We start from the raw sequence: 25,456 nt of genomic DNA, 5'->3' as shown, positions 1-25,456 counted from the left end.
CGTGCAAGAAGCTCTTTTAGATGAAATCTTCTAAGACCTTTGACAAACAATGATTTCATGATAATGGTAAACTAAATAAAAGAGCTGTTTATTTTTTCAAAACTTTTTCATAAATTTGTTTTTTTTCAAATCTTTGAAGAGGTCCTATGTTATACTATTATCTGAAGTCTTAAGAATAAAGGAAGGCTGTTTATGTTGATAAATTTCAGGGATTTTTTTAATTTAGATTATTGGAGAGAATTGCTCTCATTTGATATATTTTCTTGGTCTTTTTTAGTAAATGTTTTAGATGTGATCGTTGTTTGGTACTTGGTTTATAAGCTTATCCAGCTTGTGCGAGGGACAAAAGCGATCCAGTTGTTCAAAGGAGTCGGACTGTTCATTGTTCTAAGGTTTTTGGCTGGTATCGTAGGATTAAAGACGCTATCTTGGTTGATGGATCAAGTCATTACTTATGGGGTGATCGCCGCAATTGTTATTTTCCAACCAGAAATTCGACGGGGGCTAGAGCATCTTGGACGCAGCTCTTTCTTCAAGACTTCTAAAAACGAAAAACGGCGGGATGAAGTTTTGGTCCAAGCACTGGACAAAGCTGTTCAATATATGGCAAAACGAAAGATCGGTGCATTGATCACGATCGAGCGGACGACTGGTTTAGAAGAATACATCGAAACTGGGATTCCCTTAGATGCGGATGTGACGGGCGAACTACTGATCAATATTTTTATTCCTAATACACCGCTGCATGATGGTGCAGTCATTTTAAGAGATGATAAGATCGCTGTTGCTAGTGCCTACTTGCCATTGTCAGAAAGTCCACTGATTCCGAAAGAATTCGGGACACGTCATAGAGCAGCTGTTGGGATATCAGAAGTCAGTGACGCATTGACCATTATCGTCTCAGAAGAAACCGGCGACGTTAGTATTACGCTAAATAATCGCATGTTGACTGAACTTTCTCGCCAAGAGTATCTCGACGTGTTGAATCGCGAATTAGTTCCGGAAGAAAAACCTGGCAAACGCAACTTGCTGCAATCTTTCTTTGAAGGGGTCAACAAAGGAGGAAGAAAATGATCAAGAAAGAGCGTCGTCAAAACGTATTTTATGGTATACTAGCGCTGTTCTTTAGTCTGGTTTTGTTTTTCATCGCCAGCGGATCAAGTCTGCAAGTCAATCTTGCGGGAACATCAAATCCTTATGAGGAAGAGATCGAAAATGTACCGATTCAGACCACCTACGACACGGATGAATACTTCATCCAAGGATTTGAAACAACAGTGGATGTGACTTTATCTAGTCGAAATCGTGTACAATTGAATGCAGAACGTAGTGAGGAAACACGGAGCTTTCGAGTCGTAGCTGATTTGACTGGGCTCGATGAAGGAACCCATGAGGTCCCTTTAGAAGTAAAAAATCTTAGTTCAAGCGTCACAGCTGAAATCGAACCAAAAACAGTCACTGTGACGATCGAGAAAAAAGTGACCCAAACGTTTACCGTTGAACCCATCATCTCCACTGACGGAGCAACGAGTGGTTACGGCGTCGATTCAATGAGTGTCGATCCGCAGAAAGTAGAAATCACAACTGGCGATCAAACATTAGCTGAAATCGACCGAGTGGTAGCGATCGTAAATCCAGATGATATCACTGGGGATTCGATCACTGTCAATGGAACCATCGAAGCCTGGGATAGCGACAACAATCCATTGGCGATCATCGCGGATCCTGATTCGGTAGATGTTGCATTGGTGATGGAGGCTCCAAGCAAAGAAATTGAATTGTTTGTTACACAACGAGGGACAACTCCAGACGGGATCTCCCATTACATTTATCGCATGAGCAGTATCAGTGCCGTTCTGACAGGACCACAAAGAATCTTGGATGAAACCCAACAGATCGGTGTGCCGGTGGACGTTAGTGAGATCACGACAACGACGGAACGGACAGTAACCATTCCAGTGCCTGAGGGGACAACAATCAATCCAACGGTCGTGACGATCCAAATCACACCGGTTGCAGAAGCTACTACGGAGAATCAATCAAACAATGATAGCAATGAAGCAGTGAATAGTGAGAATTCTCAAGACAACTCTTCAACAGACGACACGACGAACGAACAAACAGAGAATTCCGCAAGCAGCACGACGACAAGTAGTTCTTAGTCGTTTGACTGTAGAGAATGAATAAGAGAGGTTATTAAAATGGGAAAATATTTTGGTACTGATGGTGTTAGAGGAGAAGCTAACAAGGAATTGACACCTGAGTTAGCATTTAAATTGGGGCGTTACGGCGGCTATGTACTAAGTCAACATGAAACCGGGGACCGTCGTCCTCGCGTATTGGTTGGGCGAGACACACGAATTTCTGGACAAATGCTAGAAAGCGCATTGATTGCTGGTTTGTTATCCGTTGGGATCGAGGTATTTCAATTAGGCGTTATTTCCACACCAGGAGTGGCATACTTGACGAAAGTACAAAAAGCAAGCGCAGGTGTGATGATCTCTGCCTCTCACAATCCTGCACAAGACAATGGGATCAAGTTCTTCGGAAATGATGGCTTTAAATTAGTCGATGAACAAGAAGCTGAAATTGAAGCATTGCTTGATGCGCCGGAAGATACACTTCCTCGACCTTCTGCCGATGGCTTAGGAACGGTGGATGAGTTCCCAGAAGGGTTATTGAAATACTCTCAATTTCTACGTCAAACGATTCCTGACGATTTAGAAGGGATCACGGTTTGTGTCGATGCAGCAAATGGCGCAACAGCTACAAGCGTTAATCGTTTGTTTGCCGATCTAGAAACAGAATTCTTCACAATGGGAACTTCCCCAGATGGGTTGAACATCAATGATGGTGTTGGTTCGACTCACCCCGAAACATTAGCCGAATTCGTCGTTGAAAAAGGGGCCGATGCTGGTCTTGCATTTGATGGAGATGGCGATCGGGTCATCGCAGTTGATGAACTAGGAAATATCGTTGATGGCGATAAGATCATGTATATCTGTGCAAAATATTTAGCAGAACAAAAACGCTTGAACCAAGGAACGATCGTTACAACAGTCATGAGCAATTTAGGGTTCCACAAAGCAGTGGAAGCAATTGGTCTGAAAGATGTGATCACACAAGTCGGTGACCGTTATGTCGTAGAAGAAATGCGTAAAAACGATTATAATTTCGGTGGCGAGCAATCAGGGCATATGATTTTCTTGGATTTCAATACGACAGGTGACGGTTTACTATCAGGAATTCAACTATTGAATATCATGAAACAAACGGGCAAGAAACTGTCGGAATTAGCAGGAGAGGTAACGATCTATCCACAAAAACTTGTCAACATTCGAGTGACAGATAAAAATGGTGCGATGGATGTTCCAGCTATCCGTAAAATCGTGGAAGAGACAGAAGCAGAAATGAACGGCGAAGGCCGTATCTTGGTTCGTCCTTCAGGAACAGAACCATTGCTTCGGGTGATGGCAGAAGCACCAACCATTGAAAAAGTCGATTACTATGTTGAAAAAATCGCAGCGGTCGTTCGAGAAGAAATCGGTGCGGAATAAATGAAGAAGTAAGACGATCAAAGATATTCTTTGTTCGTCTTTTTTGTCTACTTACCAGCAAGAAGTCAACTTGCGAACTAGAGAAACTTGTCAACGAATTTGTCGACAACGCTTAAAAGGGAACACGCCGTGGGCAAGCCTTGCGAAGTATAGTTGCTTTTAAAAGTCTTTTCGGATTTGTTGTGCATAAAACAAGAAAAAAGAACCCCTAGGAACGATCGAGTCATCGAACGAGGAGTTCTTTTTATTAAACAGAAGATAACCAATTCGGTTTCAGTTTTTTTAAAAACTATTCAACGGTAACGGATTTTGCTAAGTTTCTTGGTTTATCAACATCGAATCCGCGTTGTAAAGTGGCGAAGTAAGCCAGCAGCTGTGTTGGAACGACTGCCACTAAGCTGGTTACCAATGGATGAACATTTGGCAAAATGATTTGATCAGTCGCTTTTGCTAACTCTTGACTAACGATCACAAGGGTGTGAGCCCCACGAGATTCGACTTCTTTCAAATTGCCTCGCGTATGAGAGCCAGTCACTTCTTCCGTGATCACACCGATCACTGGTGTACCTTCTTCGATCAACGCGATGGTGCCGTGTTTTAATTCACCAGCCGCAAAGCCTTCCGCTTGGATATAAGAAATTTCTTTTAATTTCAATGCCGCTTCCATTGATACATAGTAATCATTCCCACGACCAATGTAAAATGCATTACGGGTTTCGGAAAGAAAATCTTCAGCAAATTGACTGATAACAGCTTTTTCATCCACTAAAGCCTCCATTGCAGAAGCAACGATGCTTAGTTCATGGAACACGTCAAAATCCAATGCTTCAGGGACAGCTTTTTCATCACCAATGGCTTTTGCTAATAAGGTCATGACAGCGATCTGTCCGGTATATGCTTTTGTAGAGGCAACGGCGATTTCTGGACCAGCATGAAGCAATAAGGTATGGTTCGCTTCTCGAGAAAGAGTAGAACCAGCAACATTGGTAATCGTGAGACTAGGAAGACCTAACTGGTTGATCGTCACTAATACTTGACGGCTATCTGCCGTTTCACCACTTTGTGATAAGAACAAGAAGAAGGGTTTTGCTGACAACAATGGCATGTTGTAGCCAAACTCACTAGATAAGTGAACCTCAACAGGGATCTGTGTTAGCTTTTCTAAAATGGATTTTGCTGCCCAACCAGCATGATTACTGGTACCACATGCGATGATGTAGATTCGATCGCTAGCTAAAAGTTCGTTTTTTAACGCTGGATCGATTACTACTTCACCGGATTCTCCTTGATATTCTTGGATCAAGCGGCGCATCACGGTTGGTTGATCATCGATTTCTTTTAACATGTAGTAAGGGTACGTTCCTTTTTCGATGTCAGTCAGATCTAGTTGTGCTTCATAAGATTCACGGTACACAAGGTTTCCTTTTGGATCTTCGATTTCGATCGCATCGGCTGTTACGGTCACCATTTCGCCATCTTCGATCTCAACAAAATGAGTCGTTTGATCGAGCATTGCTAAGGCATCGCTGCAAATGACATTAAATCCATCTCCCAAACCGATCAATAAGGGACTTTTATTTTTAGCAACATAAATGGTTTCTGGATCTTTTTTTTCTACTAAAGCAAAGGCATAAGAGCCGCGAATCAAGGACAAAGCTTTTTTAAAGGCCGCTTTGGTCGTGCTGTTGTCTTGCTCTTTCAACACTTCAATCAAATGAACAACGATTTCGGTATCTGTTTGACCTTCAAACTGGTGGTTGCTTAAATATTCTTGATGAAGCTCTTCAAAGTTTTCGATCACACCATTATGAACCAAAACGAGTGCTTGGTTTGCCGAAGTGTGAGGATGAGCATTCATTTCTGATGGCTTGCCATGGGTCGCCCAACGGGTATGTCCGATACCGATCGTTCCTGTTACTTCAGAAGTCACTTTTTCTTCCAAGTTTTTGATTCTTCCTTGGGCTTTCACTAAATGATCCGAAGTCCGATCAGCGACATAAAGGCCTGCTGAGTCATAGCCCCGATACTCTAAGCGTTCCAATCCGTTTAAAATAATTCGTTCTGCATTTGATTTTCCTACGATTCCTACAATTCCACACATAATGATAATCCTACTTTCAAAAAATTTAGTTTGGCATTATGTATTTCTATCTGCGCAGCAAGTCTTTGTCATCATCTTACAATGAGATTTGTTCTTGCCTGTAGAGTGCAGTCCCTAGAGTCATCCGCCGAATGTTTCGATAAACTCTTTCCTCGTCATCTGTTTCCAGATCAGGCGCTATCCATATTGGTCTATCTATCCTCCTTGTGAAATATTTTATAGAAATACAAGCAATATCATAATATTTATTCCTGTTTCTGTCAACTGTAAGTTATATGAAAATAATTGGTATAGTTATTGGTAAGGTTGATTTGAACCAGTCTAAAGGGAATCAAAATAGCTGACATAGCTTTGTCGAATAAGATTCCCAAGAAATTTCCTCATAAAGCTATGCTTTTTTTTTTAAGTTCGCTACAATAAAAAAGTAAGAAAGTGAGGGAATGAAATGCCAGAATTTGTAAATTGTATGACTTTTTCAGAGCTAAAGAAAATAGTAGCTGCGATAGAAAAAGATCCTAATGTCACAGATGAAACAAAGGTCATGTTGGATACGGGCTGGGACAGCTTGCAAGAAATTTTACCCGGATCAGTCACCGTGGAAACCGCGCAAACATTCAAAGTCCAGGATGAACTAACAAAGGAATTTTTTGGCGGCTACGTCTTAGCTGAAAAAAGCGAGAAATTTGATGCGGTTGGAGACGAAGAAGCAGTGATCGTCATCAAAAATCTATACTAAATTATGGGAAAGGTGAAAAGTTAGGTGGGAAAATGAATAAAAGAAGATGGATCGCAGCGGCGATCGCAGCAGGGTTATTTATCTGCTCGGGGGTTTTTTCAGTAATCACAAATCGTCCAGAGCAAGAGGAAACTCAAACGCTGCAAGGTTTAAATGCTTTGTTCTACGGAAGTAATGCGATCGAAGAGACAACGTTAGTTGCCGGAGATCAAGACAATCGCATTGTTCGCTTATCTTTAGAAGGAACGATCGCCAGCAGCTCCAGTGGCGGCTTATTCACAACAGAATCTTATGATCATCAGCGATTTTTAGAAGAACTACGGATGATCCAAGACGATCCAACTATTGGGGGCATCTTGATGGAAGTCAATACCCCAGGAGGCGGCGTCTATGAAAGTGCCGAGATTGCTCGTGAATTAGCAAAAATCAAAGAGTTAGGGATTCCGATGTATGTCAGTATGAAAAACATGGCAGCCAGTGGCGGTTATTATATTTCGGCAGGTGCTGATAAAATTTTCGCAACGGATGAAACGATTACCGGTTCGATCGGAGTGATCATGTCGGGGCTCAACTATGCCGGCTTATTCGAAAAGCTAGGGATCGAAGACAATACGTATAAAAGTGGTGCACTAAAAGATGTAGGTTCAGCAACGAGAGAGCCAACAGAAGCCGATAAAGAAGTCTTGCAGACCTATGTCGACAATGCTTATGGTCGGTTCGTTAAAATTGTGGCTGAAGGACGCGGCATGACAGAAGAAGCCGTTAGAAAGATCGCTGATGGCCGCATCTATGATGGTCAGCAAGCAGTGTCTGTTGGCTTAGTGGATGAAATCGGTTTTCCTGAAGATACATTAGCAGCAATGCAAGCAGATCTAGGCTTGGAAGATGCAGAGATTTTCAGCTATGACGTTTCATCTACTGGATTTGCTTCTACTTGGTTAGGTTCAAGTTTAGCCGAACTGCAAGGACTAAAAGAATCAAATACAGAACGAGTGATCCAATTGATGGAAAGCCTAGGAACAAGCGATGCCCCTAAACCTCTTTATTACTATGGAGGTGAATAACTATGACAGAGAAAAACAAGTATTCCGCTGCCGCATCGTCAACGGATGACAATCACACAAGTACATCAATCGATCAAAGGGAACAGCGCGAAACCTCCACACCGTCAACCGGTCATACGGATGTACGAACTGAAGCGCAGGTTTCAGAAACAGCCGAACCAGTAAACGCCAGCAAAGCGATGAAGAACGCACAAGTAAACCATCCCGATGATTTTTATCAACAAGTCTTGACGTCTTTTCAAGAAGAAGAGTATAACCAAAGTGAAATCGAAGAAAGACAAAAAGCGTGGCAGCATTTTGAAGAACCTGAAAAACAGACCGAAGACAAACGGTTCTTTAATGACTTTCCTAGCTACTTTTTTGCCGGTTTTTGGATACGTCTGTTTGCTTTTTTAGTGGATCTTCTAGTGATCCGGGCAATCACGCAAATAGCGATCGGCAGTATCTATAATCTAGCGAATCTAACGGCAACTAACCAGCGGTTTGGACTTTACAACGTCTGTGCCTTAGCGATCTATCTGGGCTATTTTGTTCTGATGACGAAGCTGAATCATGGCCAAACAATTGGGAAAATGCTCTTTGGCATCCGCGTTATTTCTTTTGTAGAAGAAGAACTCAGTTGGCAAACGGTCTTGATCCGCGAACTTTGCGGGCGCTATGTGCTGCAATTCAATGTTTTCTTTTATCTCGGTTATTTACCAATCGTCTTTAATAAAAATAAGCAGCAGGCTGCGGATTATTTTGCAGAAACAAGTGTGGTAACCATCAATTTGATCAAGGCCTTTAATAAACAGGTGGATGCCAATCACGTAATGATTGGTGCACAAAACTAACTAGCAGATCAAGCAATTAGTAAAGGAGGGGTCGTGAATGGGTGAGACGATTGATTTCCCGGGACCAAATGAGCGGCTTCGTCTGGCGGCAGAAAAAGCCTACCAGTCAAAAGAGTTTTTGCAGGCTTATCGTTTGTACAATGAACTTTATCAAAAAAACGCCAGTTTTGAGATCAATCAATGGCTCGTGGAATGCTTGCAACAGCTGAATGATTTTGCCAAAGCGTTAGATCTTGCGGAAGACTATCTAGATGATTATTTGAAACAAACTGATGGTTTTTTACAAATTGGTCATCTGCTGATCTTGGATGGTCAATACTTAAAAACTCGGCGCTGGCTTACATTAGGTCAGAAAACAAAAATTCCAAAACGTTATCAGGAACAGTTGGCTAGTGAACTAGCTAAAGTAGAAGAAGTACAACAAATTTTAGGATTAGAAGATTTTCATGGGAAACGCAAGCATTTACGCGCATTAGATGAAGCCAATCAACCGGTGAGTGCAACAGAGTGGCACATTTTTACCCAAGCTATTACCAAATCACAATTTATCTCGCTGATGCATGACACGTTGGCTTCCATCAAAAATCCGTATTTGCTACCTAAATTAGTGGATGAGCTCGTGCGTCTTGAAGTGGACGAACCTTTTGACTTAATCGATTACCTTGGGAACATGCAGCAAATCGTTCCGAAAGAATTGAAACTTTTACAGGAGGATGACGCTGTTAAAGCGATCCATAAAGCGATCGAAGAAACGATCGCCCAAGAGGACCCGATTTTAGCGGAAAGTGTCTCAGCAGAAATCGATGATCATTTAGCGATAAGTTACCCGTTTTTACCGGCAAAAGAAGAGGCAAACGCATGGGTGGCAAGCTACATTGAAGATTATCGCGGGTTATTTGAAGAAAAAGAACAGCCAAAAGCAGACAATGAAATAGAAGAACGCAAACGACACTTGCGCAATATCCTACGTTTGAGCATTCGCTGAAAGAAAAATTCGCAACTTTCATGGTAAAATGTTTACAATTAAACAACGTTAGTGTACTATTTAAAGGTATGCATGAAGCTATTTCATATGTAAATCAATTAATATTCGGAGGGAAATAAATGACTGCAAAATGGGAAAAAACAGGCACCAATGATGGTGTTTTGACATTTACGATCGCTCAAGCGGAAATCCAAAAAGGCTTGACGACTGCATTCAATAAAGTGAAAGGCAATCTTAACGTACCTGGCTTCCGTAAAGGGAAAGTTTCACGCCAAGTATTTAACCGTATGTACGGCGAAGAAGCGTTGTATGAAGATGCATTGAACGCTGTTCTTCCAGAAGCTTATGAAGCTGCTGTAAAAGAAGCAGGGATCGATCCTGTTTCGCAACCAAAAATCGACGTTGACAGCATGGAAAAAGGTCAAGACTGGGTAATCAAAGCAGAAGTTACTGTAAAACCTGAAGTAAAACTTGGTGATTACAAAGATTTAACTGTTGAAAAACAAGACCGTGAAGTAACAGAAGAAGACGTTGATGCACGCATCAAACGCGAACAAGAAGCACAAGCTGAATTAGTTATCAAAGAAGACGAAGCAGCTGAAAATGGCGACACAGTCGTTATCGACTTTGAAGGCTTCTTAGGAGAAGAAACATTTGAAGGCGGCAAAGGTGAAAACTACTCACTTGAACTTGGCTCAAACTCATTCATCCCTGGTTTTGAAGAACAATTAGTAGGAACAAAAGCTGGCGATAGCAAAGACGTTACCGTGACTTTCCCAGAAGATTATCAAGCAGAAGATTTAGCTGGTAAAGAAGCAGTCTTCAAAGTAACGGTTCACGAAGTAAAAGCAAAAGAACTTCCTGAATTAGATGATGAATTCGCAAAAGACGTTGATGACAGCGTTGAATCATTAGCTGAATTAAAAGAAAAATATCGTGCTGAATTGACTGAAACAAAAGAAAAAGCAGCAGAAGATGCAAAAGATGAAGCTGCGATCCGTCAAGCAGTTGAAAACGCAGAAATCGTTGAATTACCACATTCAATGGTACATGATGAAGTACACCGTTCAATGGATGAGTTCTTGAACAATATGCAACGTCAAGGAATCTCACCAGAAATGTATTATCAATTAACTGGTTCAACTGAAGCAGATCTTCACACACAATTTGAAGGCGAAGCAGAAACACGCGTGAAAACAAACCTTGTCATTGAAGCAATCGCTAAAGAAGAAGGTTTGGAAGCAACAGAAGAAGATATCGAAAAAGAAATCAAAGAACTTTCTGAAGCTTACAATATGCCAGTAGATCAAATCAAACGCGTCTTAACAGAAGACATGTTGAAACATGATATTACAATGAAAAAAGCAGTTGAACTTGTAACAGGTACTGCAAAAGAAGCGTAGGCAAAACTCTAAAAACGGCGAACATCTAGTGGTGTTGGCCGTTTTTTCATGGGAGTAAATAGGGGGTATTTCGGAATTACTAACAAATGATAAGAAAACGTTAGGTAAAGTAAAAATGACTTTTTCTTTCAAAAAAGTTATGATATGATTGTTTAAGACTGCAAAGTTAGTAAACCAAATTCCACTCCTTTAAATAGGTTGGAAAATTTTCAAGGGGTGAACAGTATGTACGATAATACAAACGGTAATGAAGCTGTTCGTTGTTCTTTTTGCGGAAAAACGCAAGAAGAGGTGAAAAAGATCGTTGCAGGGCCTGGGGTCTATATCTGTAATGAGTGCATTGATTTGTGCAAAGAAATCATTGATGAAGAGTTTTACGAAGAAGCAGTTCGGGAGTTTACCGAAGTGCCGAAACCGCAAGAACTATTGAATGTCCTCAATGAATATGTGATTGGACAAGATCGTGCCAAACGAACATTGGCTGTAGCGGTTTATAATCACTACAAACGCGTCAATGTAGAAACGACAGCTGAAGATGTGGAGTTACAGAAAAGCAATATTTGCTTGATCGGACCAACAGGTTCAGGTAAAACATTTTTGGCACAAACGCTAGCACGTTCACTGAATGTGCCTTTTGCAATCGCTGATGCAACCAGTTTAACAGAAGCCGGCTATGTCGGTGAAGATGTGGAAAATATTCTTTTGAAGCTTTTACAAGCTGCTGATTATAATGTAGAAATGGCTGAAAAAGGGATTATCTATATTGATGAGATCGATAAAATCGCCCGTAAGAGTGAAAATGTATCGATTACTCGTGATGTCTCCGGTGAAGGTGTTCAGCAAGCTTTGCTGAAAATCCTAGAAGGAACCACTGCTAGTGTGCCGCCTCAAGGGGGACGGAAACATCCGCATCAAGAGATGATCCAAATCGATACGACCAATATTCTCTTTATCGTTGGTGGGGCGTTTGACGGGATCGAAACAATTGTTAAAAACCGCTTAGGTGAAAAAACCATTGGGTTTGGTACAAACAACAAACGTCTTGAAGAAGGCGAGAGCGTGATGCAACAGATCATTCCTGAAGACTTGCTTAAATTCGGTTTGATCCCTGAATTTATCGGCCGTTTGCCAGTGATGGCTGCTTTAGAGAAATTGACGGTAGATGATTTAGTGCATATTTTGACTGAACCAAAAAATGCCCTTGTCAAACAATATCAAAAATTGATGGCATTAGATGACACAGAACTCGAATTTGAGCCAGAGGCTTTACGTGCGATTGCTGCGCAAGCAATTGAGCGAAACACCGGTGCTCGTGGATTACGTTCGATCATCGAAAATATCATGATGGAAGTCATGTTCAATGTTCCTTCTGATGAGTCGATTCAAAAAGTCACTATTACGGAAGAAGCTGCGAAAGGACTTGGCGAACCAAAAATCATTTACAATGAAGAGACAAAAAAAGCAGTCTAATCGAGACCAAGTCGGATAGTTTCATTGCTATCCGGCTTTCTTTTTGAAAAAAATGAAAAGGAGCGATCCAATGAAAGTACATGAAGCTGAGATCGTCATTAGTGCTGTTTCACCAGCACAATACCCAGATACACCCTTACCGGAGATTGCCTTAGCAGGGCGCTCCAATGTCGGTAAATCTTCCTTTATCAATACATTGATTAACCGTAAAAACTTAGCCCGAACCTCGTCAAAACCGGGGAAAACCCAAACATTGAATTTTTATTTGATTGAAAATACGCTGCATTTTGTCGATGTCCCTGGCTATGGCTATGCAAAAGTATCAAAAACCGAGCGAGCAAAATGGGGAAAAATGATTGAAACGTACCTCGAACAAAGAGAGCAGCTGCGAGCAGTAGTATCTTTGGTAGATTTGCGCCATGCACCTTCCCAAGAAGATGTTCAAATGTATGAATTTTTAAAGTATTATGAGATCCCTGTGATCGTTGTTGCCACCAAAGCAGACAAAATCCCTCGTGGGAAATGGAATAAGCATGAAAGTATGATCAAAAAAGCGTTGTCCTTTGATCCAGCTGATACGTTCATTCTTTTTTCTTCCATTACCAAACAAGGAAAAGAAGAAGCATGGAAAGCCATCGAAGCAGCAATCAAATAATTTTGAATAAAGAAACGAAGCGAGCAAGTCGCTCCCTTCGTTTTTTTGCTTTTTAAAAGTAAAAATTGGGGATTTAGGCTATTCTACGGAGCGTAGAGTGCCAAATTTGCCCAATTTCAGCGAAAATCTCCTTAATATTTGTTAAACTTGTAACAAGGAGGTGTGGTGGAATGCATGAAACATTAAGTAAAAAATTAAAAGAGTATCGATCAAGACATAACTTAACCCAGAAGGAATTAGCTGCGAGGTTATTTGTTTCTGATAAGGCCATTTCAAAATGGGAACGAGGAAATGGGTTGCCAGACATCGAGACATTGGTTCGTCTCGCCGATTTATTAGGCACTCCAGTGGAAGAGCTATTAAAAGAAAAGAAAGAAACCTACTATTATGAATACAAAAGTGAACGGAGGGTTCTACGGCTTCCGTTAATGCACATTTTGATTCCCAATTTATTCTTATTACTGAATCAAGTGACGAGCGTTCGAGAGTTTTTTGTTCTGATGAAAGAGGTACCAACTGCCAGCGGCTGGTTTAGTCTTGGTGTCAAATCCAAAGGGGTTATTGCTTTGGGAATTGTCAGCTTAGGTTTTTTATCGATTGGCTTATTGTCCTTCGGAATGCTGGGGATTGGGACAGTCAGCACCGGTGTTATTGCAATAGGGAACCTCTGTTTTGGCTTTTTAGTTGGGATTGGCAATCTTGCTGTCGGCTCGATTGTTGTCGGTAATCTTGGCATTGGCTGGCTCGCTTTAGCAAATGTCGCAATTGCGTGGATTGGGGTTGCCAATTACGGCGTGGGGAGTTTTATGGCTGTTTTGCCATCAAATTCAACCACAGAGGATTTTAACCAAGCCATTCAACAACTCTTAGCTTCGGAGATCCCTGACTTGATCAAGACCACTATCTTTGAACCAATGATTCATTTTACAAATTCACCGATTTTTGTGGTGATCTTCGTGATGACGATCTTAGCAGCCGTCTTCCTTATTCTCTGCTTGTTGACCATTGGCTTGGTGCGCTTACGTCAAAGCATGATGTATGAAGAGCTATAAGGAAACCATTAGATGCCAATTCTGATTGCTGCATTTAAGTAGACTCAGTGGCTCATTTTCTATTCGCATAAGTAAAAAGGCAAGGGACGGAAGCGTCCTTTGCCTTTTTTATTAGTCTGCTTTCTTACTATCTTTTGGTTGTTTTTTATTCTCATCATCAGGTTCGTTTTTTAAGAAACGTTCAATATCGTTTTGTTGCTTTTTATTGTCCTTATCGTTATCGGGAAGAAAGGCAAAATCATCAAACATTTTATCTAGCGAGTCTTCTCGTTGGAATTTTAAGCCCATAAGGTTCACCTCCAAGCGCCTTTAGTTTACCACGAACGGTCGTAGATTTCACCAAAAAAAAGCGAAATAGTGTTCAATCGTTTCTCCCTTTACTATAATTAAAGAAAGGGGATAGAAAAGAGGGATAGCGATGATCAAAACTGAAAAAATTTACGGCTTTCTACAATCGACACAAATGGAAGCATCACAGTTACGTTTGTTGATTGAAAATTGGTTCGCTTTGGTTCGTCTTAGCTATCAGCCGACGGAATACTATTACAATCAGCAAGAAAAGAAACCTTATGATTTTGATGAGGTCAGTCAACTGCTGCATAGCGCCCCTGAAGAAATCAATACTGAATTGATTGTGACGGACGGCCAAAATGAGTCCAGTATCCATATCATTCAAGAGGCTGTTTTACAACGGCACCTGTTTACGAAAGACGTATTTTCCACACAGAAAACAGTGATTTTAAGTTACTTCGATGAAACGATGCAAAGAGATGGATTGTTTGGCTATTTGCGTTCATATGATGAGTACCTGATGCATAACGTCGAGCGAATCGAGAAAAGACAAAATTTTCAATCGATTGCTGAAATCAACGCGTTACCGAAGCGGAAAAATTTTGAACAAGAGATCGTTATTGATTGCAATCAATTTGCTGGGTACGATGTTTTTTACAATGGCTACACACTGACCTCTTGTTGGCGAATGTACTTTTCGGTATTCTATGCCCGTATTATTCCTCAGGTGATCATTACGGATGCGCAACAAGTCGAGCAGGTCCAAGTTAGAGATCAGGGAATCGTGATGGTGGAATTGTATCGCGATCCGTTTCAGTGGGATCACGAGTTGAATCTTTCATACCAGCGTTTGTTTCGCGATCAAACTGGGATCGATCAATTGACATGGGATAATGGCGTCGGTATTTTGAGGGAACCATATATTGAGTACGCCTTTGGCGACCAATTGATCCAAACCATCCAGTACCAAAATGATCGGCTGCAGCCGACGACTAAGCGTAACGCGACACATTTCGTCACTCGAAGCTTCGATTTGGTGAACGAAGAGTACCAGGAGCGACGGGTGAAAGGTTACTTGAATGCACAAGCGTATTTTCCTTGGATCGACCAAGACCGGTTGCACATGATGGATTATATTGTATTAAAACCGGAATTGACTATAGATGATGGAATTGAGGCATATGCCTTTTATATTCGGAATCACCTCGAAATTGATTACTCAGAGGATCGCTTTAAAGACTATACAGCTTGCTTACAATTTTATTTACCAGAAACAGCCTTGAAGGAGCTGCCGATAGACGGATTGAAAGCAGCGATGCCGGATGTTCATTTTGGCTATTTGCACCGCACGCGCAAATATACGTGGGTTAACCTAAAGAAGGATGGGAAAAAACTACGAGTGTATTTTATGAATACCCAAAAGCTAGTCGAACAGCAGCTCTTTACCAATCAAGAATGAAAAAGACCCGCAAGATCACGAGGATCTTGCGGGTCTTTTCAATTAGGCAGCTTGTTCAGGCGCTTTTTTCAACAAACCGAATACAACGCCAGAAACGATCGCACCGATTAAGATGAATAGCAAGAACAAAATTGGTTTAGATAATAATAGAACAACGAAGATCCCACCATGTGGTGCCATTAATTGGATATCAAAGGCACCGACAAGCGCACCAGTCAGTGCAGAACCAACGATAAAGCTTGGGATCGCCCGCAATGGATCTGCTGCTGCAAATGGGATCGCACCTTCTGTGACGAAGGATAGCCCCATGACGATGTTTGTTAAACCAGCTTCTTTTTGGTCTTTGGTGAATTTATTTTTAAACAATAACGTTGCGACAAAGATTGCCAATGGAGGAACCATTCCGCCCGCCATTACAGATGCCATCACGACGCTACCACCTTCAGCAACGGTCGTTGCCAATGTTGCAGTACCGAAAACATAAGCGGCTTTGTTGATTGGGCCACCTAGATCGGCTGCCATCATTGCTGCTAACAAAGCACCAAGTAAAGCGGCGTTGGTACCACTTAAGCCAGTCAAGAAGCTATTCAAACCGTCATTGATGGCTTTCATTGGCACGTTGATCAGTAACATCAAGAAGCCAGTGATCAATAGGCCGAAAACAGGGTAGAAAAGGATCGTTTTGATTCCTTCTAATGATTTTGGTAAACCTTTGAATAATGAACGCAAGAACTTGATGACATAACCAGCTAAGAAACCGCCAATCAATGCTCCTAAGAATCCAGCACCACCCGTATTTGCTAGGGCACCTGCTGCGAAACCGACGATCAATCCAGGTCGGTCACTGATACTTGAAGCGATGAAACCAGCTAAGACAGGTAACATAAAACCAAATGCCGCGCTACCGATTTGATTGAACCAAGAAGCGGCTTGGTTGTAGTTTCCTAATTGACTCAAGGCATCTTGAGGGACACCCATGAACTGGTCCACCATGAAGGAAATAGCGATCATGATTCCACCGGCAATAACAAATGGTAACATGTGAGAAACACCATTCATCAAATCTTTATAGATTCGTTGACCGACTGAACCATCAGCAGAAGCGTCCTCTTTATCAGAAGCTTGGCCACTACCGTGAAAAACAGGAGCAGTTCCGCTCAATGCTTCATTGATTAATTGCTCGGTTTTACGGATACCATCGCTCACAGGACGGTTTACTAAATGTTTGCCGTCAAAGCGATCCATTTCAACTTTTTTATCGGCAGCTACGATCACACCAGCAGCTCGGGCGATATCAGCTTCTGTTAAACGATTTTTGATTCCTTCTGAACCATTTGTTTCGACTTTGATGTCAACACCAAGTTCTTTGGCTTTCTTTTTCAAAGCATCTTCTGCCATGTAGGTGTGGGCGATCCCTGTCGGGCAAGCTGTAACTGCGACGATATAGGGACGTTCGCTAGCAGGTGCTGCTTCTTGGTTTGCCGCTTCTTCTGCTAAAGCATCGGCTTCTTGCTGTGCCTCAGCTTCTGAGAAAAGTTGTTGTACTTGATCAGCAGTTGTCGCTGTTTTTAGTTTAGCAACGAAATCTGGATCGATCAATAAGCGAGATAGAGCTGCTAACGCTTGTAAATGAGTATCATTTGCTCCTTCTGGTGCTGCGATCATAAAGAAGAGGTACGTTGGTTGTCCATCTAACGCCTCATAGTCGACACCCGCATTACTCTTTGCGAATAAAACCGTCGCTTCTTTGACTGCACTGTTTTTGGCATGGGGCATTGCGATGCCGTCACCTAACCCTGTTGAGGTTTGGGCTTCTCGGGCAAGAATTCCTTCTTTGTAGATTTCGACATCTGAAATCCGTCCGACAGCATATAATTTTGCTACCATTTCATCAATGGCACCTTTTTTGTCTGTTGCTTGCAAGTCCATGATCATGGCATCTTTCAGCATCAACTCATTGATTTTCATTTTTTCCATCCTCCTATAGATTCACTTGTTCAATAATGACTTCCGGTAGTAATTCTTCGATAAATGACGCCTCAGCTAAATCATCTGAGAACGCAGTGGCACTGCCACAAGCGACCCCCCATTTGAATGCTTCAACCACATCTTTGGTCTTTGCGTAACGCCCAATGAATCCAGCAATCATGGAATCTCCAGCGCCAACTGAATTTTTCAAAGGTCGTTTCAACACATTGGAGCGATAGATCTCATTGCCAGTAAAGAGCAGGGCACCATCACCACCTAGAGAGACGATGACATTTTTAGCGCCATCCTTTAGCATTCTTTGGCCATAAGGCAAAATATCTTCGATTGTTGAAAAAGAAGTTTCATAAAGTTCCGCTAATTCATGATTATTTGGTTTGATCAGCAAAGGCTGATCGGATAAGGCATCAAATAGTTCCGCACCAGTCGTATCAATGACAAATTCTGCACCAGCTTCTTTAACGATTTTGATCAATTCTTTATAAAAGTCGGCTGGAAGACCAGCTGGTTTACTTCCTGATAGGATGACGATGTCTTCGGCAGAAAGAGCGGCTAATTGGTGTTTCAATTCAGCGATTTCTTGCTCTTGAATGACTGGACCAAGGCCGTTGATTTCTGTTTCTTCACCGGATTTTAATTTGATATTGATCCGGGTATCGGCAGCGACTTGCGTAAAATTGCTGTTGATTTCCTCTTTGGTCAGCCACTCTTCAATAAAACGACCAGTAAATCCGCCAACAAAACCAAGGGTAGTCGAGGAGATGCCAATTCGCTTCAAAATCCGTGAGACATTGATTCCTTTGCCACCAGGTAGTTTAAAGTCTTGTTTCATTCGATTAAGGGTACCGATCTCCAAATGATCGACGTGGACGATAAAGTCGATCGATGGATTGAGTGTTACTGTGTAAATCATTGTATTACCTCCATAATGGTTGTTTTTGCTCTGAATTTCGCTAAATAGTTTTTTGGGCAATAATCGGTGATGATCGTTGCACCTTCAATAAAAGCAACTTGAGCAAAAGTTGTTTGCTGAAACTTGGAATGGTCTAGCAAGACATAGGCTTGTTGACTGTGCTCTAGTGCAATCTGCTTGATCAGGGCTTCTTCAGGATCGGGTGTGGTGAAACCAGCTTCCGAATGAGCACCGTTCATGCCCATAAAACAGCGGTTAAAGCGCAATTTACGCAACTGTTCACCGGCATTGATTCCTAAAACAGCGTTCGTAGCTATCTTAATGGTTCCCCCTAAAATCATGGTGTCGATCCCGTGATCAATCAGTAGGGAAGCGTGCTTGACGGAGTTCGTGACAACTTTCAGCGCTGTGATGGACGATAAGAAAGGAATCATTTCAAGGGTCGTTGTTCCTGCGTCTAGATAAATGACTTCACCATTTTTGATCGTTTGTGCGGCTGCGCGAGCAATTTTTTGTTTTTCTGTTTGAAATTTCGCTTTTTTTTCAGACATGTTGGGTTCAAAACCTAATTGCTGGCTTTTTTTGGCCCCGCCGTGAATTCTAACTAGAAACCCTTTATCTTCCAGTTCTTGGAGATCTCTGCGGATCGTTGATTCTGAAGCATCCAGCAGTTGGATCAGTTCACTGACTTTGACGATCTCCTCTTGCTCTAATCGTGCCAAAATCGCTTGATGCCGCTCCTCTGTAAGCATTTACATCACCTCTTCACCTGCCATAGTAACATATGATTCATTCAAAATCAATCATAAACAGTAAAAAACATTCAAAATGAAAGCGCGAATAATAGAAATCGGTCACAAACGGTCATGCTAACCTTCATTTTCCTGAGATTGCTGTCCTTATATTTGACAATTTTTACTATTATTTGGCTTAATTGAATTAAGGGGGGATAAATAAATGAATAACAAAGTCATTTTACAAGGGTTCGAATGGTACCTGCCGGCAGATAGCCAACACTGGAACAAATTGAAAGAAATGAGTAAAGAAATCAAAGAGTATGGATTTACCGCAATTTGGCTGCCGCCTGCCTATAAAGGGACAGCTGGGTCCGAAGACGTTGGATATGGTGTCTATGATTATTATGATCTAGGCGAATTCGATCAAAAGGGGTCGGTGCCAACAAAATATGGGACAAAGGATGAATACTTAGAAGCCATCAAAGCACTGCAAGAACAAGGAATAGAGGTTTATGCCGACATCGTTTTCAATCACTTGATTGGTGCCGATGAAAAAGAAGTCGTTCCAGCGGTTAAATACAATACCGAAAACCGTAATGAACCGATCAGTGATGAGGAAGAAATCGAAGCCTGGACCAAGTTCACATTCCCAGGACGTCAAGGGACGTACAATGATTACGTTTGGACGTGGCATAATTTTTCTGGTGTTGATTATGATGACCGTAACAAAGACCACGGGATTTTTAACTTCGCTGATAAGGGCTGGGAAAGCCAAGTGGATGATGAGATGGGCAATTATGACTACTTAATGGGTTGTGATCTGGACATGGAAAACCCTGAGACGGTGGAACAGCTCAATAAATGGGGGCAATGGTACCAAGAGCTGACTGGTGTTGATGGCTATCGCTTAGATGCGGTCAAACACATTGAGTTCAATTATTATGCGGACTGGATCTTGAACCGTCGGGAAGAAAAAGGCAAACCGCTATTCGTTGTGGGAGAATATTGGTCAGGGGATCTGCCAAAATTAGAAGAGTATTTAGATTCTTCAGGAAATCTGATTTATTTATTCGATGTGCCTTTGCACTATAATTTATATGAAGCATCTCACTCAAATGGCGAATATGATATGAGTCAAATTTTTGCCGGTACACTGACTGCCGCGCGCGAAGATTATGCCGTGACTTTTGTGGACAATCATGATACACAGGTTGGTCAAAGTTTACAATCTTGGATAGACGGTTGGTTTAAAGTCCATGCTTATTCATTGATCCTTTTACGAAAAGCGGGTGTACCGGTTGTTTTCTGGGGTGACTTATTCGGAATCCCAGCGCAAGAAATCGCTCCTGTTGGTGATGCTTTGATCCATATGTTAAAACTTCGAGAGAAGCTTGCATTTGGGAATCAAGTGGACTATTTTGATGATTCTAATTGTATTGGTTGGGTATTAACGGGGGATTATGAACACGAACTTTCTGGATTGGCGGTCGTGATGACCAATGCTCAAGGTGCGGAAAAAGAAATGACCATCAGCGCGATCCATGGTGGAGAGACCTTCGTGGATATATTGAGAAATAATGAAGCGAAAGTTGTTTTAGATGATACCGGAAAAGGTGTTTTCCCGGTCAATGATGGGCAAGTGTCAATCTATGTGAATGAAAAGCTAGTAGAGAAATACTTTAGCTGATCTCTTTCAATAGTCATAATAAGAGGCTGGTAAGTTTACAGCCTTTTTATTATGTAAACAAACAACGGACTGACTTTTTTCTTTCAAAACTGATGGCATCGTGAGTACTAAAATCAAAGCGCTTTTAATTAAAAGTTTTCAAAGCGTTCGGTTTTCCCCATTCACGGATAATGCTATAATTGAGAAGATTGAGAAAGAAAGGATGTTTAAAAGCATGTCATCCAAAAGTGAATTACTTAAACGCATGAATCCACGGCAAAAAGAAGCCGTTATGCATACGGAAGGGCCGTTGCTGCTGATGGCAGGGGCAGGAAGCGGGAAGACCCGTGTCCTAACCCACCGAATCGCCTATTTAATAGAAGAAAAAAATGTAAATCCATGGAATATTTTAGCCATCACATTTACGAATAAAGCGGCACGTGAAATGAAAGAACGGGTCAGTCAACTATTAGGATCGGGTGGTGAAGACGTTTGGGTTTCAACCTTCCACTCGATGTGTGTCAGAATTTTGCGCAGGGATGTTGATCGAATCGGGTATTCGAAGAATTTTACTATCATTGATTCTTCTGAGCAAAATACGCTGATGAAACGAGTATTAAAAGAATTGAATATCGATCCCAAAAAATATGATCCTCGTTCTATTTTGGGAACGATCTCTCATGCAAAGAATGAGCTGTTGACACCTGAAGCTTACCAAGCCATGGAAGGTAGTCTCTTTGAGCAAATCGTAGGTCGTTGTTATGAAAAATATCAAAAAGAGCTGCGTAATAATCAATGCATGGACTTCGATGATTTAATCATGAATACGATCCGCCTCTTCCAAGACAATGAAGATGCGCTGCAATTTTATCAACGGAAATTCCACTATATCCATGTCGATGAATACCAAGATACCAACCATGCCCAATACACGCTAGTCAATTTATTGGCCGCTCGTTTTCGAAATCTTTGTGTCGTTGGGGATGCGGACCAAAGTATTTACGGTTGGCGTGGCGCCAACATGCAAAATATTTTAGACTTTGAAAAAGACTATCCGGATGCCGCAACGATATTGTTAGAGCAAAACTATCGTTCAACGCAAACGATTTTAAATGCGGCAAACCAAGTAATCAAAAATAACCGCAACCGCCCAGACAAAAATCTGTGGACAGAAAATCGTGATGGGGAAAAAATCACTTATTATCGCGGGGATAGTGAACGAGATGAGGCGCGATTTATCGTCAGTGAAATGCAGAAACAAATTGCAGAAAAGAACCGTAAATTCGGTGATTTTGCGATTTTGTATCGGACCAACGCCCAGTCACGGATCATTGAAGAAATGCTTTTAAAAGCCAACGTTCCTTATACGATGGTCGGCGGCAGAAAGTTCTATGATCGCAAAGAAATCCGTGATATTTTGGCTTATTTATCGGCGATCGCCAATCCTCGTGATTCCATCAGCTTGGAACGAATCATCAATGTACCAAAACGTGGGATCGGTGCGACATCCGTCGAAAAACTACGAGATTTTGCGAATCTTCATGAGTGGTCATTGCTAGAAGCAGCCATGAACGTCGAGTTGGCGAATATTTCTGGAAAGGCCGGCAAAGAATTAGGAAGCTTTGGGATGATGATGGATGGCTTCGCCCAAATGGTTCCTTACCTCTCAGTAACTGAACTGACGAAAGAAATATTAGAAAAGACGGGTTATCGTCAAGAGTTAGTCAACCAGAATAATTTAGAAGCACAAGCTAGACTTGAAAACCTGGAAGAATTTTTATCGGTTACCCAAGAATTCGATAAACGATTTGAGGCGCAAAACGAAGACGATGCAGATGCACCAGATGAGAAGTTGAGTGTTTTCTTAAATGACTTAGCTTTATTGTCAGACGTCGATAGTTATGAAGAAGAAAGTAGTCAAGTGACTTTGATGACCTTGCATGCGGCAAAAGGACTGGAGTTTCCAGTGGTATTCTTGATTGGTTTGGAAGAAAATATCTTCCCGCTTTCTCGGGCTTTAATGGAAGAAAGCGAACTCGAAGAAGAACGGCGCCTTGCTTATGTGGGAATCACTCGTGCTGAGGAAGAGCTCTTTATGACCAACGCTTTTTCCAGAACATTATACGGTCGTACCCAATACAATCGTCCGTCACGGTTTATCGAGGAGATTGAACAAGATCTGCTGCAATCATTAGGCGAGCGTTCACAACCGAAAGCTGCTGCACCGTTTCAACCAAAAGTCTTTAAACCGAGCTATACACAGCCGCGTCAAACGACCGTCGCTTCTAAGCAACAGACCTCTGCAGCTGGTAATACATGGCAAGTAGGCGAGAAAGTTCAACATAAAAAATGGGGAATCGGTACGGTCGTTCGGACGACTGGCAGCGCGCAAGACATCGAATTAGATGTGGCGTTCCCACAACAAGGCGTCAAACGATTGTTGGCGGCCTTTGCGCCGATTGAAAAAGTTGAAAAATAAGGAGGATATTAGGATGGATGTCCCTTCAAAAGAAATCCAATCACGAGCAGAAGAGCTGCGTACGCAATTAAATCAGTACGCGTACGAATACTATGTAAAAGATCAACCTTCCGTGGAAGATTATCTCTATGATCAGCTGTATGCAGAACTGGTTGAAATTGAAACCAATTATCCGCAGCTAATAACCGAAGACTCGCCCACCCAACGAGTAGGCGGCATCATTTTACCTGGCTTTGAAAAAGTCACCCATGATATCCCACTTTATAGCCTGAACGATGTCTTTGACAAAGAAGGAATCGTGGCTTTTGATGCTCGTGTTCAAAAAGCATTGGGGAAAGCGGTAGATTATGTCTGCGAGTTAAAGATCGATGGATTGTCAATTTCCTTGAAATATGAAGAAGGGCGCTTTGTTCGGGGAGCGACTCGAGGAGATGGTACGGTAGGTGAAAACATTACAGAAAACCTAAAGACTGTCAAATCGATCCCACTGAAATTAAAAGAACCGATCTCGTTGGAAGTTCGTGGCGAATGCTATATGCCAAAGGCTTCGTTTTTGAAATTGAATCAACAGCGAGAAGAAGAAGGGGTGGAGGTTTTTGCCAATCCGAGAAACGCAGCTGCTGGAAGCTTACGTCAATTAGACACTCGGATCGCAGCCCAAAGAAACTTGAGCACCTTTTTATACACACTAGCTGACTTTGGTCCAATTGAAGCTAATGATCAATTTTCAGCATTGAATGAACTGGATCAATTAGGCTTTCGTACAAATCACGAACGCAGAGTGTGCCACACCATCGATGAAGTGTGGGCATATATCGAAGAGTTTCATGACAAGCGCAGTGAGCTCCCGTATGAGATTGACGGCGTAGTCATCAAAGTCAATAATTTTAAAGATCAAGATGCGTTAGGCTTTACCGTAAAAGCACCCCGATGGGCGGCGGCATATAAGTTTCCACCGGAAGAAGCGGAAACAGTGATCGAAACGATCGAATGGACCGTGGGACGGACGGGTGTTGTGACACCGACCGCTGTTATGACTCCTGTTCGTGTTGCTGGAACGACGGTCAGCCGTGCTAGTCTCCATAATGTAGATTTCATTAAAATGAAAGACATCCGCATTGGCGATTCGGTCATCATCTATAAGGCGGGGGACATTATTCCAGAGGTTGCGAAAGTCTTGGAAGAAAAACGAACAGAATCAAGTCAACCCTTTGAAGCGCCTACACATTGTCCCGAATGTGGGAGTGAGCTGATCCATTTAGATGAAGAAGTTGCCTTGCGTTGTATCAATCCGAAGTGTCCAGCGCAGATTAAAGAGGGCTTAAGCCACTTTGTTTCCCGAAATGCTATGAATATTGATGGTTTAGGGCCACGTGTTTTAGAGCAAATGTTCGATAAATCCTTAGTCAAAGATGTGGCCGACTTGTACTTTTTAACAGAAGAACAATTGCTGACCCTCGATAAAATCAAAGAGAAATCAGCTAATAACCTTTTGCGTGCCATCCATCAAAGCAAAGAAAATTCAGTTGAGCGCTTGATTTTCGGGCTAGGCATCCGTCATGTTGGTGCCAAAGCGGCTCGGATTTTAGCGGAACATTTTGGTGACCTTCGGACCCTTAGCAAAGCCAAAGAAGAAGAGATCATTTCGTTGGAAACCATTGGTGCTACAATTGCAGAAAGTGTCGTTACGTATTTTGACAATCAAGAAGTTCACGACCTTTTAGATGAACTTGAAAAAGCGGGTGTTAACTTTGCTTATCTAGGGCTGAGAACGGATCAATTGGAAGAAGTGGAGTCGCCATTTAAAGAGAAAACAGTCGTTTTGACAGGGAAATTGAGTCATTTCACCCGCGAAGAAGCCAAAGAAAGAATCGAAAACCTTGGTGGAAAAGTCACAGGAAGTGTGTCGAAAAAGACTGATATCGTTGTTGCCGGGGAAGAGGCTGGCAGTAAACTGACCAAAGCACAGTCCCTAGGCGTTACCGTTTGGGATGAAGCTCAAATGGTGGCTGCGATCGAAGGCAGTCATTCGGCAGAACAATAACTGTTAAGTATTGTCACAGACGAGA

Annotated in this window: 20 protein-coding genes; 15 read left to right on the top strand and 5 right to left on the bottom strand. The window is 42.0% G+C overall.

Translation table 11 applies throughout. From position 1 onward, the window contains the following. The first annotated feature begins 192 nt into the window (after window positions 1–192). The 3 genes from cdaA to glmM are packed head-to-tail and all read left to right on the top strand — an operon-like array spanning window position 193 to window position 3,557. Window positions 193–1,074 carry a diadenylate cyclase CdaA gene (gene cdaA, locus IGJ17_RS09090; RefSeq protein WP_005235688.1) on the top strand — a complete coding sequence of 294 codons (882 nt, stop codon included), beginning with the start codon at window positions 193–195 and terminating at the stop codon, window positions 1,072–1,074. Next, on the top strand, window positions 1,071–2,162 hold the full coding sequence (locus IGJ17_RS09085; RefSeq protein ID WP_429961275.1) for a CdaR family protein: 1,092 nt from the start codon (window positions 1,071–1,073) through the stop codon (window positions 2,160–2,162). Before cdaA ends, IGJ17_RS09085 begins: the two co-directional genes overlap by 4 nt. A gap of 39 nt (window positions 2,163–2,201) precedes the next feature. Further along, window positions 2,202–3,557: a phosphoglucosamine mutase gene (gene glmM / locus IGJ17_RS09080; protein ID WP_008382200.1), complete on the top strand. Its 1,356-nt coding sequence runs from the start codon at window positions 2,202–2,204 to the stop codon at window positions 3,555–3,557. A 289-nt stretch (window positions 3,558–3,846) separates the two neighbouring features. On the opposite strand, the gene glmS is transcribed toward glmM, so the two are convergent. After that, window positions 3,847–5,658 carry a glutamine--fructose-6-phosphate transaminase (isomerizing) gene (gene glmS, locus IGJ17_RS09075; RefSeq protein WP_008382201.1) on the bottom strand — a complete coding sequence of 604 codons (1,812 nt, stop codon included), beginning with the start codon at window positions 5,656–5,658 and terminating at the stop codon, window positions 3,847–3,849. 445 nt (window positions 5,659–6,103) lie between these two features. Here glmS and IGJ17_RS09070 point away from each other — a divergent pair, with 445 nt between their 5' ends. The 8 genes from IGJ17_RS09070 (at window position 6,104) to IGJ17_RS09035 (ending at window position 13,856) form a co-directional block, all read left to right on the top strand. Further along, window positions 6,104–6,394 carry a hypothetical protein gene (locus tag IGJ17_RS09070; RefSeq protein WP_005235701.1) on the top strand — a complete coding sequence of 97 codons (291 nt, stop codon included), beginning with the start codon at window positions 6,104–6,106 and terminating at the stop codon, window positions 6,392–6,394. 32 nt (window positions 6,395–6,426) lie between these two features. Continuing rightward, window positions 6,427–7,458 carry a signal peptide peptidase SppA gene (sppA, locus tag IGJ17_RS09065; protein WP_061054226.1) on the top strand — a complete coding sequence of 344 codons (1,032 nt, stop codon included), beginning with the start codon at window positions 6,427–6,429 and terminating at the stop codon, window positions 7,456–7,458. 2 nt (window positions 7,459–7,460) lie between these two features. Beyond that, the gene (locus IGJ17_RS09060) at window positions 7,461–8,291 is read left to right on the top strand and encodes an RDD family protein (protein ID WP_194188489.1); all 831 of its coding nucleotides are present in this window, start codon (window positions 7,461–7,463) and stop codon (window positions 8,289–8,291) included. 37 nt (window positions 8,292–8,328) lie between these two features. After that, entirely contained in the window at window positions 8,329–9,276 is a 948-nt protein-coding gene (locus IGJ17_RS09055) for a hypothetical protein (RefSeq protein WP_429961274.1), read from the top strand. A 119-nt stretch (window positions 9,277–9,395) separates the two neighbouring features. Further along, complete coding sequence (gene tig / locus IGJ17_RS09050; protein WP_005235710.1) at window positions 9,396–10,679, top strand: trigger factor; 1,284 nt, start codon at window positions 9,396–9,398, stop codon at window positions 10,677–10,679. A gap of 225 nt (window positions 10,680–10,904) precedes the next feature. Continuing rightward, window positions 10,905–12,149: an ATP-dependent Clp protease ATP-binding subunit ClpX gene (gene clpX / locus IGJ17_RS09045; protein ID WP_005235713.1), complete on the top strand. Its 1,245-nt coding sequence runs from the start codon at window positions 10,905–10,907 to the stop codon at window positions 12,147–12,149. A 70-nt stretch (window positions 12,150–12,219) separates the two neighbouring features. Next, complete coding sequence (gene yihA, locus IGJ17_RS09040; RefSeq protein WP_008382206.1) at window positions 12,220–12,804, top strand: ribosome biogenesis GTP-binding protein YihA/YsxC; 585 nt, start codon at window positions 12,220–12,222, stop codon at window positions 12,802–12,804. A 170-nt stretch (window positions 12,805–12,974) separates the two neighbouring features. Continuing rightward, window positions 12,975–13,856: a helix-turn-helix transcriptional regulator gene (locus tag IGJ17_RS09035; protein WP_016620052.1), complete on the top strand. Its 882-nt coding sequence runs from the start codon at window positions 12,975–12,977 to the stop codon at window positions 13,854–13,856. 111 nt (window positions 13,857–13,967) lie between these two features. On the opposite strand, the gene IGJ17_RS09030 is transcribed toward IGJ17_RS09035, so the two are convergent. Next, window positions 13,968–14,144, bottom strand: coding sequence for an SPJ_0845 family protein (locus IGJ17_RS09030; protein WP_005235717.1), 177 nt, complete (start codon window positions 14,142–14,144; stop codon window positions 13,968–13,970). Between the two features lie 130 nt (window positions 14,145–14,274). On the opposite strand from IGJ17_RS09030, the gene IGJ17_RS09025 reads away from it, so the two are divergent. Then, entirely contained in the window at window positions 14,275–15,606 is a 1,332-nt protein-coding gene (locus IGJ17_RS09025; protein WP_429961273.1) for a hypothetical protein, read from the top strand. Window positions 15,607–15,648: 42 nt separating this feature from the next. On the opposite strand, the gene IGJ17_RS09020 is transcribed toward IGJ17_RS09025, so the two are convergent. The 3 genes from IGJ17_RS09020 to IGJ17_RS09010 are packed head-to-tail and all read right to left on the bottom strand — an operon-like array spanning window position 15,649 to window position 19,257. Further along, window positions 15,649–17,574 carry a PTS fructose transporter subunit IIABC gene (locus IGJ17_RS09020; protein ID WP_005235722.1) on the bottom strand — a complete coding sequence of 642 codons (1,926 nt, stop codon included), beginning with the start codon at window positions 17,572–17,574 and terminating at the stop codon, window positions 15,649–15,651. 13 nt (window positions 17,575–17,587) lie between these two features. After that, the gene (gene pfkB, locus IGJ17_RS09015; protein ID WP_429960756.1) at window positions 17,588–18,505 is read right to left on the bottom strand and encodes a 1-phosphofructokinase; all 918 of its coding nucleotides are present in this window, start codon (window positions 18,503–18,505) and stop codon (window positions 17,588–17,590) included. Then, entirely contained in the window at window positions 18,502–19,257 is a 756-nt protein-coding gene (locus IGJ17_RS09010) for a DeoR/GlpR family DNA-binding transcription regulator (protein WP_005235726.1), read from the bottom strand. Before IGJ17_RS09010 ends, pfkB begins: the two co-directional genes overlap by 4 nt. 205 nt (window positions 19,258–19,462) lie before the next feature. On the opposite strand from IGJ17_RS09010, the gene IGJ17_RS09005 reads away from it, so the two are divergent. From IGJ17_RS09005 to ligA, 3 genes are all read left to right on the top strand, one after another. Continuing rightward, window positions 19,463–20,929: an alpha-amylase gene (locus tag IGJ17_RS09005; RefSeq protein ID WP_429961272.1), complete on the top strand. Its 1,467-nt coding sequence runs from the start codon at window positions 19,463–19,465 to the stop codon at window positions 20,927–20,929. A gap of 214 nt (window positions 20,930–21,143) precedes the next feature. Then, window positions 21,144–23,387 (top strand): DNA helicase PcrA, encoded by a 2,244-nt coding sequence (pcrA, locus tag IGJ17_RS09000; protein WP_101699062.1) that lies wholly within the window; start codon window positions 21,144–21,146, stop codon window positions 23,385–23,387. A 13-nt stretch (window positions 23,388–23,400) separates the two neighbouring features. Then, window positions 23,401–25,431, top strand: a complete 2,031-nt coding sequence (gene ligA, locus IGJ17_RS08995) for an NAD-dependent DNA ligase LigA (RefSeq protein WP_429961271.1) — start codon at window positions 23,401–23,403, stop codon at window positions 25,429–25,431. Window positions 25,432–25,456 lie beyond the last annotated feature (25 nt).

The organism is Enterococcus sp. DIV1096b, from assembly GCF_050498765.1.
Classification (GTDB): Bacteria; Bacillota; Bacilli; order Lactobacillales; family Enterococcaceae; genus Enterococcus_D; species Enterococcus_D entomosocium.
The sequence above is the reverse complement of the archived record's forward strand: the minus strand, read 5'-3'. Positions and strand labels throughout refer to the sequence as shown.

Bases quoted from the DNA above. Each gene is read 5' to 3' on its own strand.
- cdaA (WP_005235688.1), top strand. From the start codon at position 193: ATGTTGATAAATTTCAGGGATTTTTTTAATTTAGATTATTGGAGAGAA.
- IGJ17_RS09085 (WP_429961275.1), top strand. From the start codon at position 1,071: ATGATCAAGAAAGAGCGTCGTCAAAACGTATTTTATGGTATACTAGCG.
- glmM (WP_008382200.1), top strand. From the start codon at position 2,202: ATGGGAAAATATTTTGGTACTGATGGTGTTAGAGGAGAAGCTAACAAG.
- glmS (WP_008382201.1), bottom strand. From the start codon at position 5,658: ATGTGTGGAATTGTAGGAATCGTAGGAAAATCAAATGCAGAACGAATT.
- IGJ17_RS09070 (WP_005235701.1), top strand. From the start codon at position 6,104: ATGCCAGAATTTGTAAATTGTATGACTTTTTCAGAGCTAAAGAAAATA.
- sppA (WP_061054226.1), top strand. From the start codon at position 6,427: ATGAATAAAAGAAGATGGATCGCAGCGGCGATCGCAGCAGGGTTATTT.
- IGJ17_RS09060 (WP_194188489.1), top strand. From the start codon at position 7,461: ATGACAGAGAAAAACAAGTATTCCGCTGCCGCATCGTCAACGGATGAC.
- IGJ17_RS09055 (WP_429961274.1), top strand. From the start codon at position 8,329: ATGGGTGAGACGATTGATTTCCCGGGACCAAATGAGCGGCTTCGTCTG.
- tig (WP_005235710.1), top strand. From the start codon at position 9,396: ATGACTGCAAAATGGGAAAAAACAGGCACCAATGATGGTGTTTTGACA.
- clpX (WP_005235713.1), top strand. From the start codon at position 10,905: ATGTACGATAATACAAACGGTAATGAAGCTGTTCGTTGTTCTTTTTGC.
- yihA (WP_008382206.1), top strand. From the start codon at position 12,220: ATGAAAGTACATGAAGCTGAGATCGTCATTAGTGCTGTTTCACCAGCA.
- IGJ17_RS09035 (WP_016620052.1), top strand. From the start codon at position 12,975: ATGCATGAAACATTAAGTAAAAAATTAAAAGAGTATCGATCAAGACAT.
- IGJ17_RS09030 (WP_005235717.1), bottom strand. From the start codon at position 14,144: ATGGGCTTAAAATTCCAACGAGAAGACTCGCTAGATAAAATGTTTGAT.
- IGJ17_RS09025 (WP_429961273.1), top strand. From the start codon at position 14,275: ATGATCAAAACTGAAAAAATTTACGGCTTTCTACAATCGACACAAATG.
- IGJ17_RS09020 (WP_005235722.1), bottom strand. From the start codon at position 17,574: ATGAAAATCAATGAGTTGATGCTGAAAGATGCCATGATCATGGACTTG.
- pfkB (WP_429960756.1), bottom strand. From the start codon at position 18,505: ATGATTTACACAGTAACACTCAATCCATCGATCGACTTTATCGTCCAC.
- IGJ17_RS09010 (WP_005235726.1), bottom strand. From the start codon at position 19,257: ATGCTTACAGAGGAGCGGCATCAAGCGATTTTGGCACGATTAGAGCAA.
- IGJ17_RS09005 (WP_429961272.1), top strand. From the start codon at position 19,463: ATGAATAACAAAGTCATTTTACAAGGGTTCGAATGGTACCTGCCGGCA.
- pcrA (WP_101699062.1), top strand. From the start codon at position 21,144: ATGTCATCCAAAAGTGAATTACTTAAACGCATGAATCCACGGCAAAAA.
- ligA (WP_429961271.1), top strand. From the start codon at position 23,401: ATGGATGTCCCTTCAAAAGAAATCCAATCACGAGCAGAAGAGCTGCGT.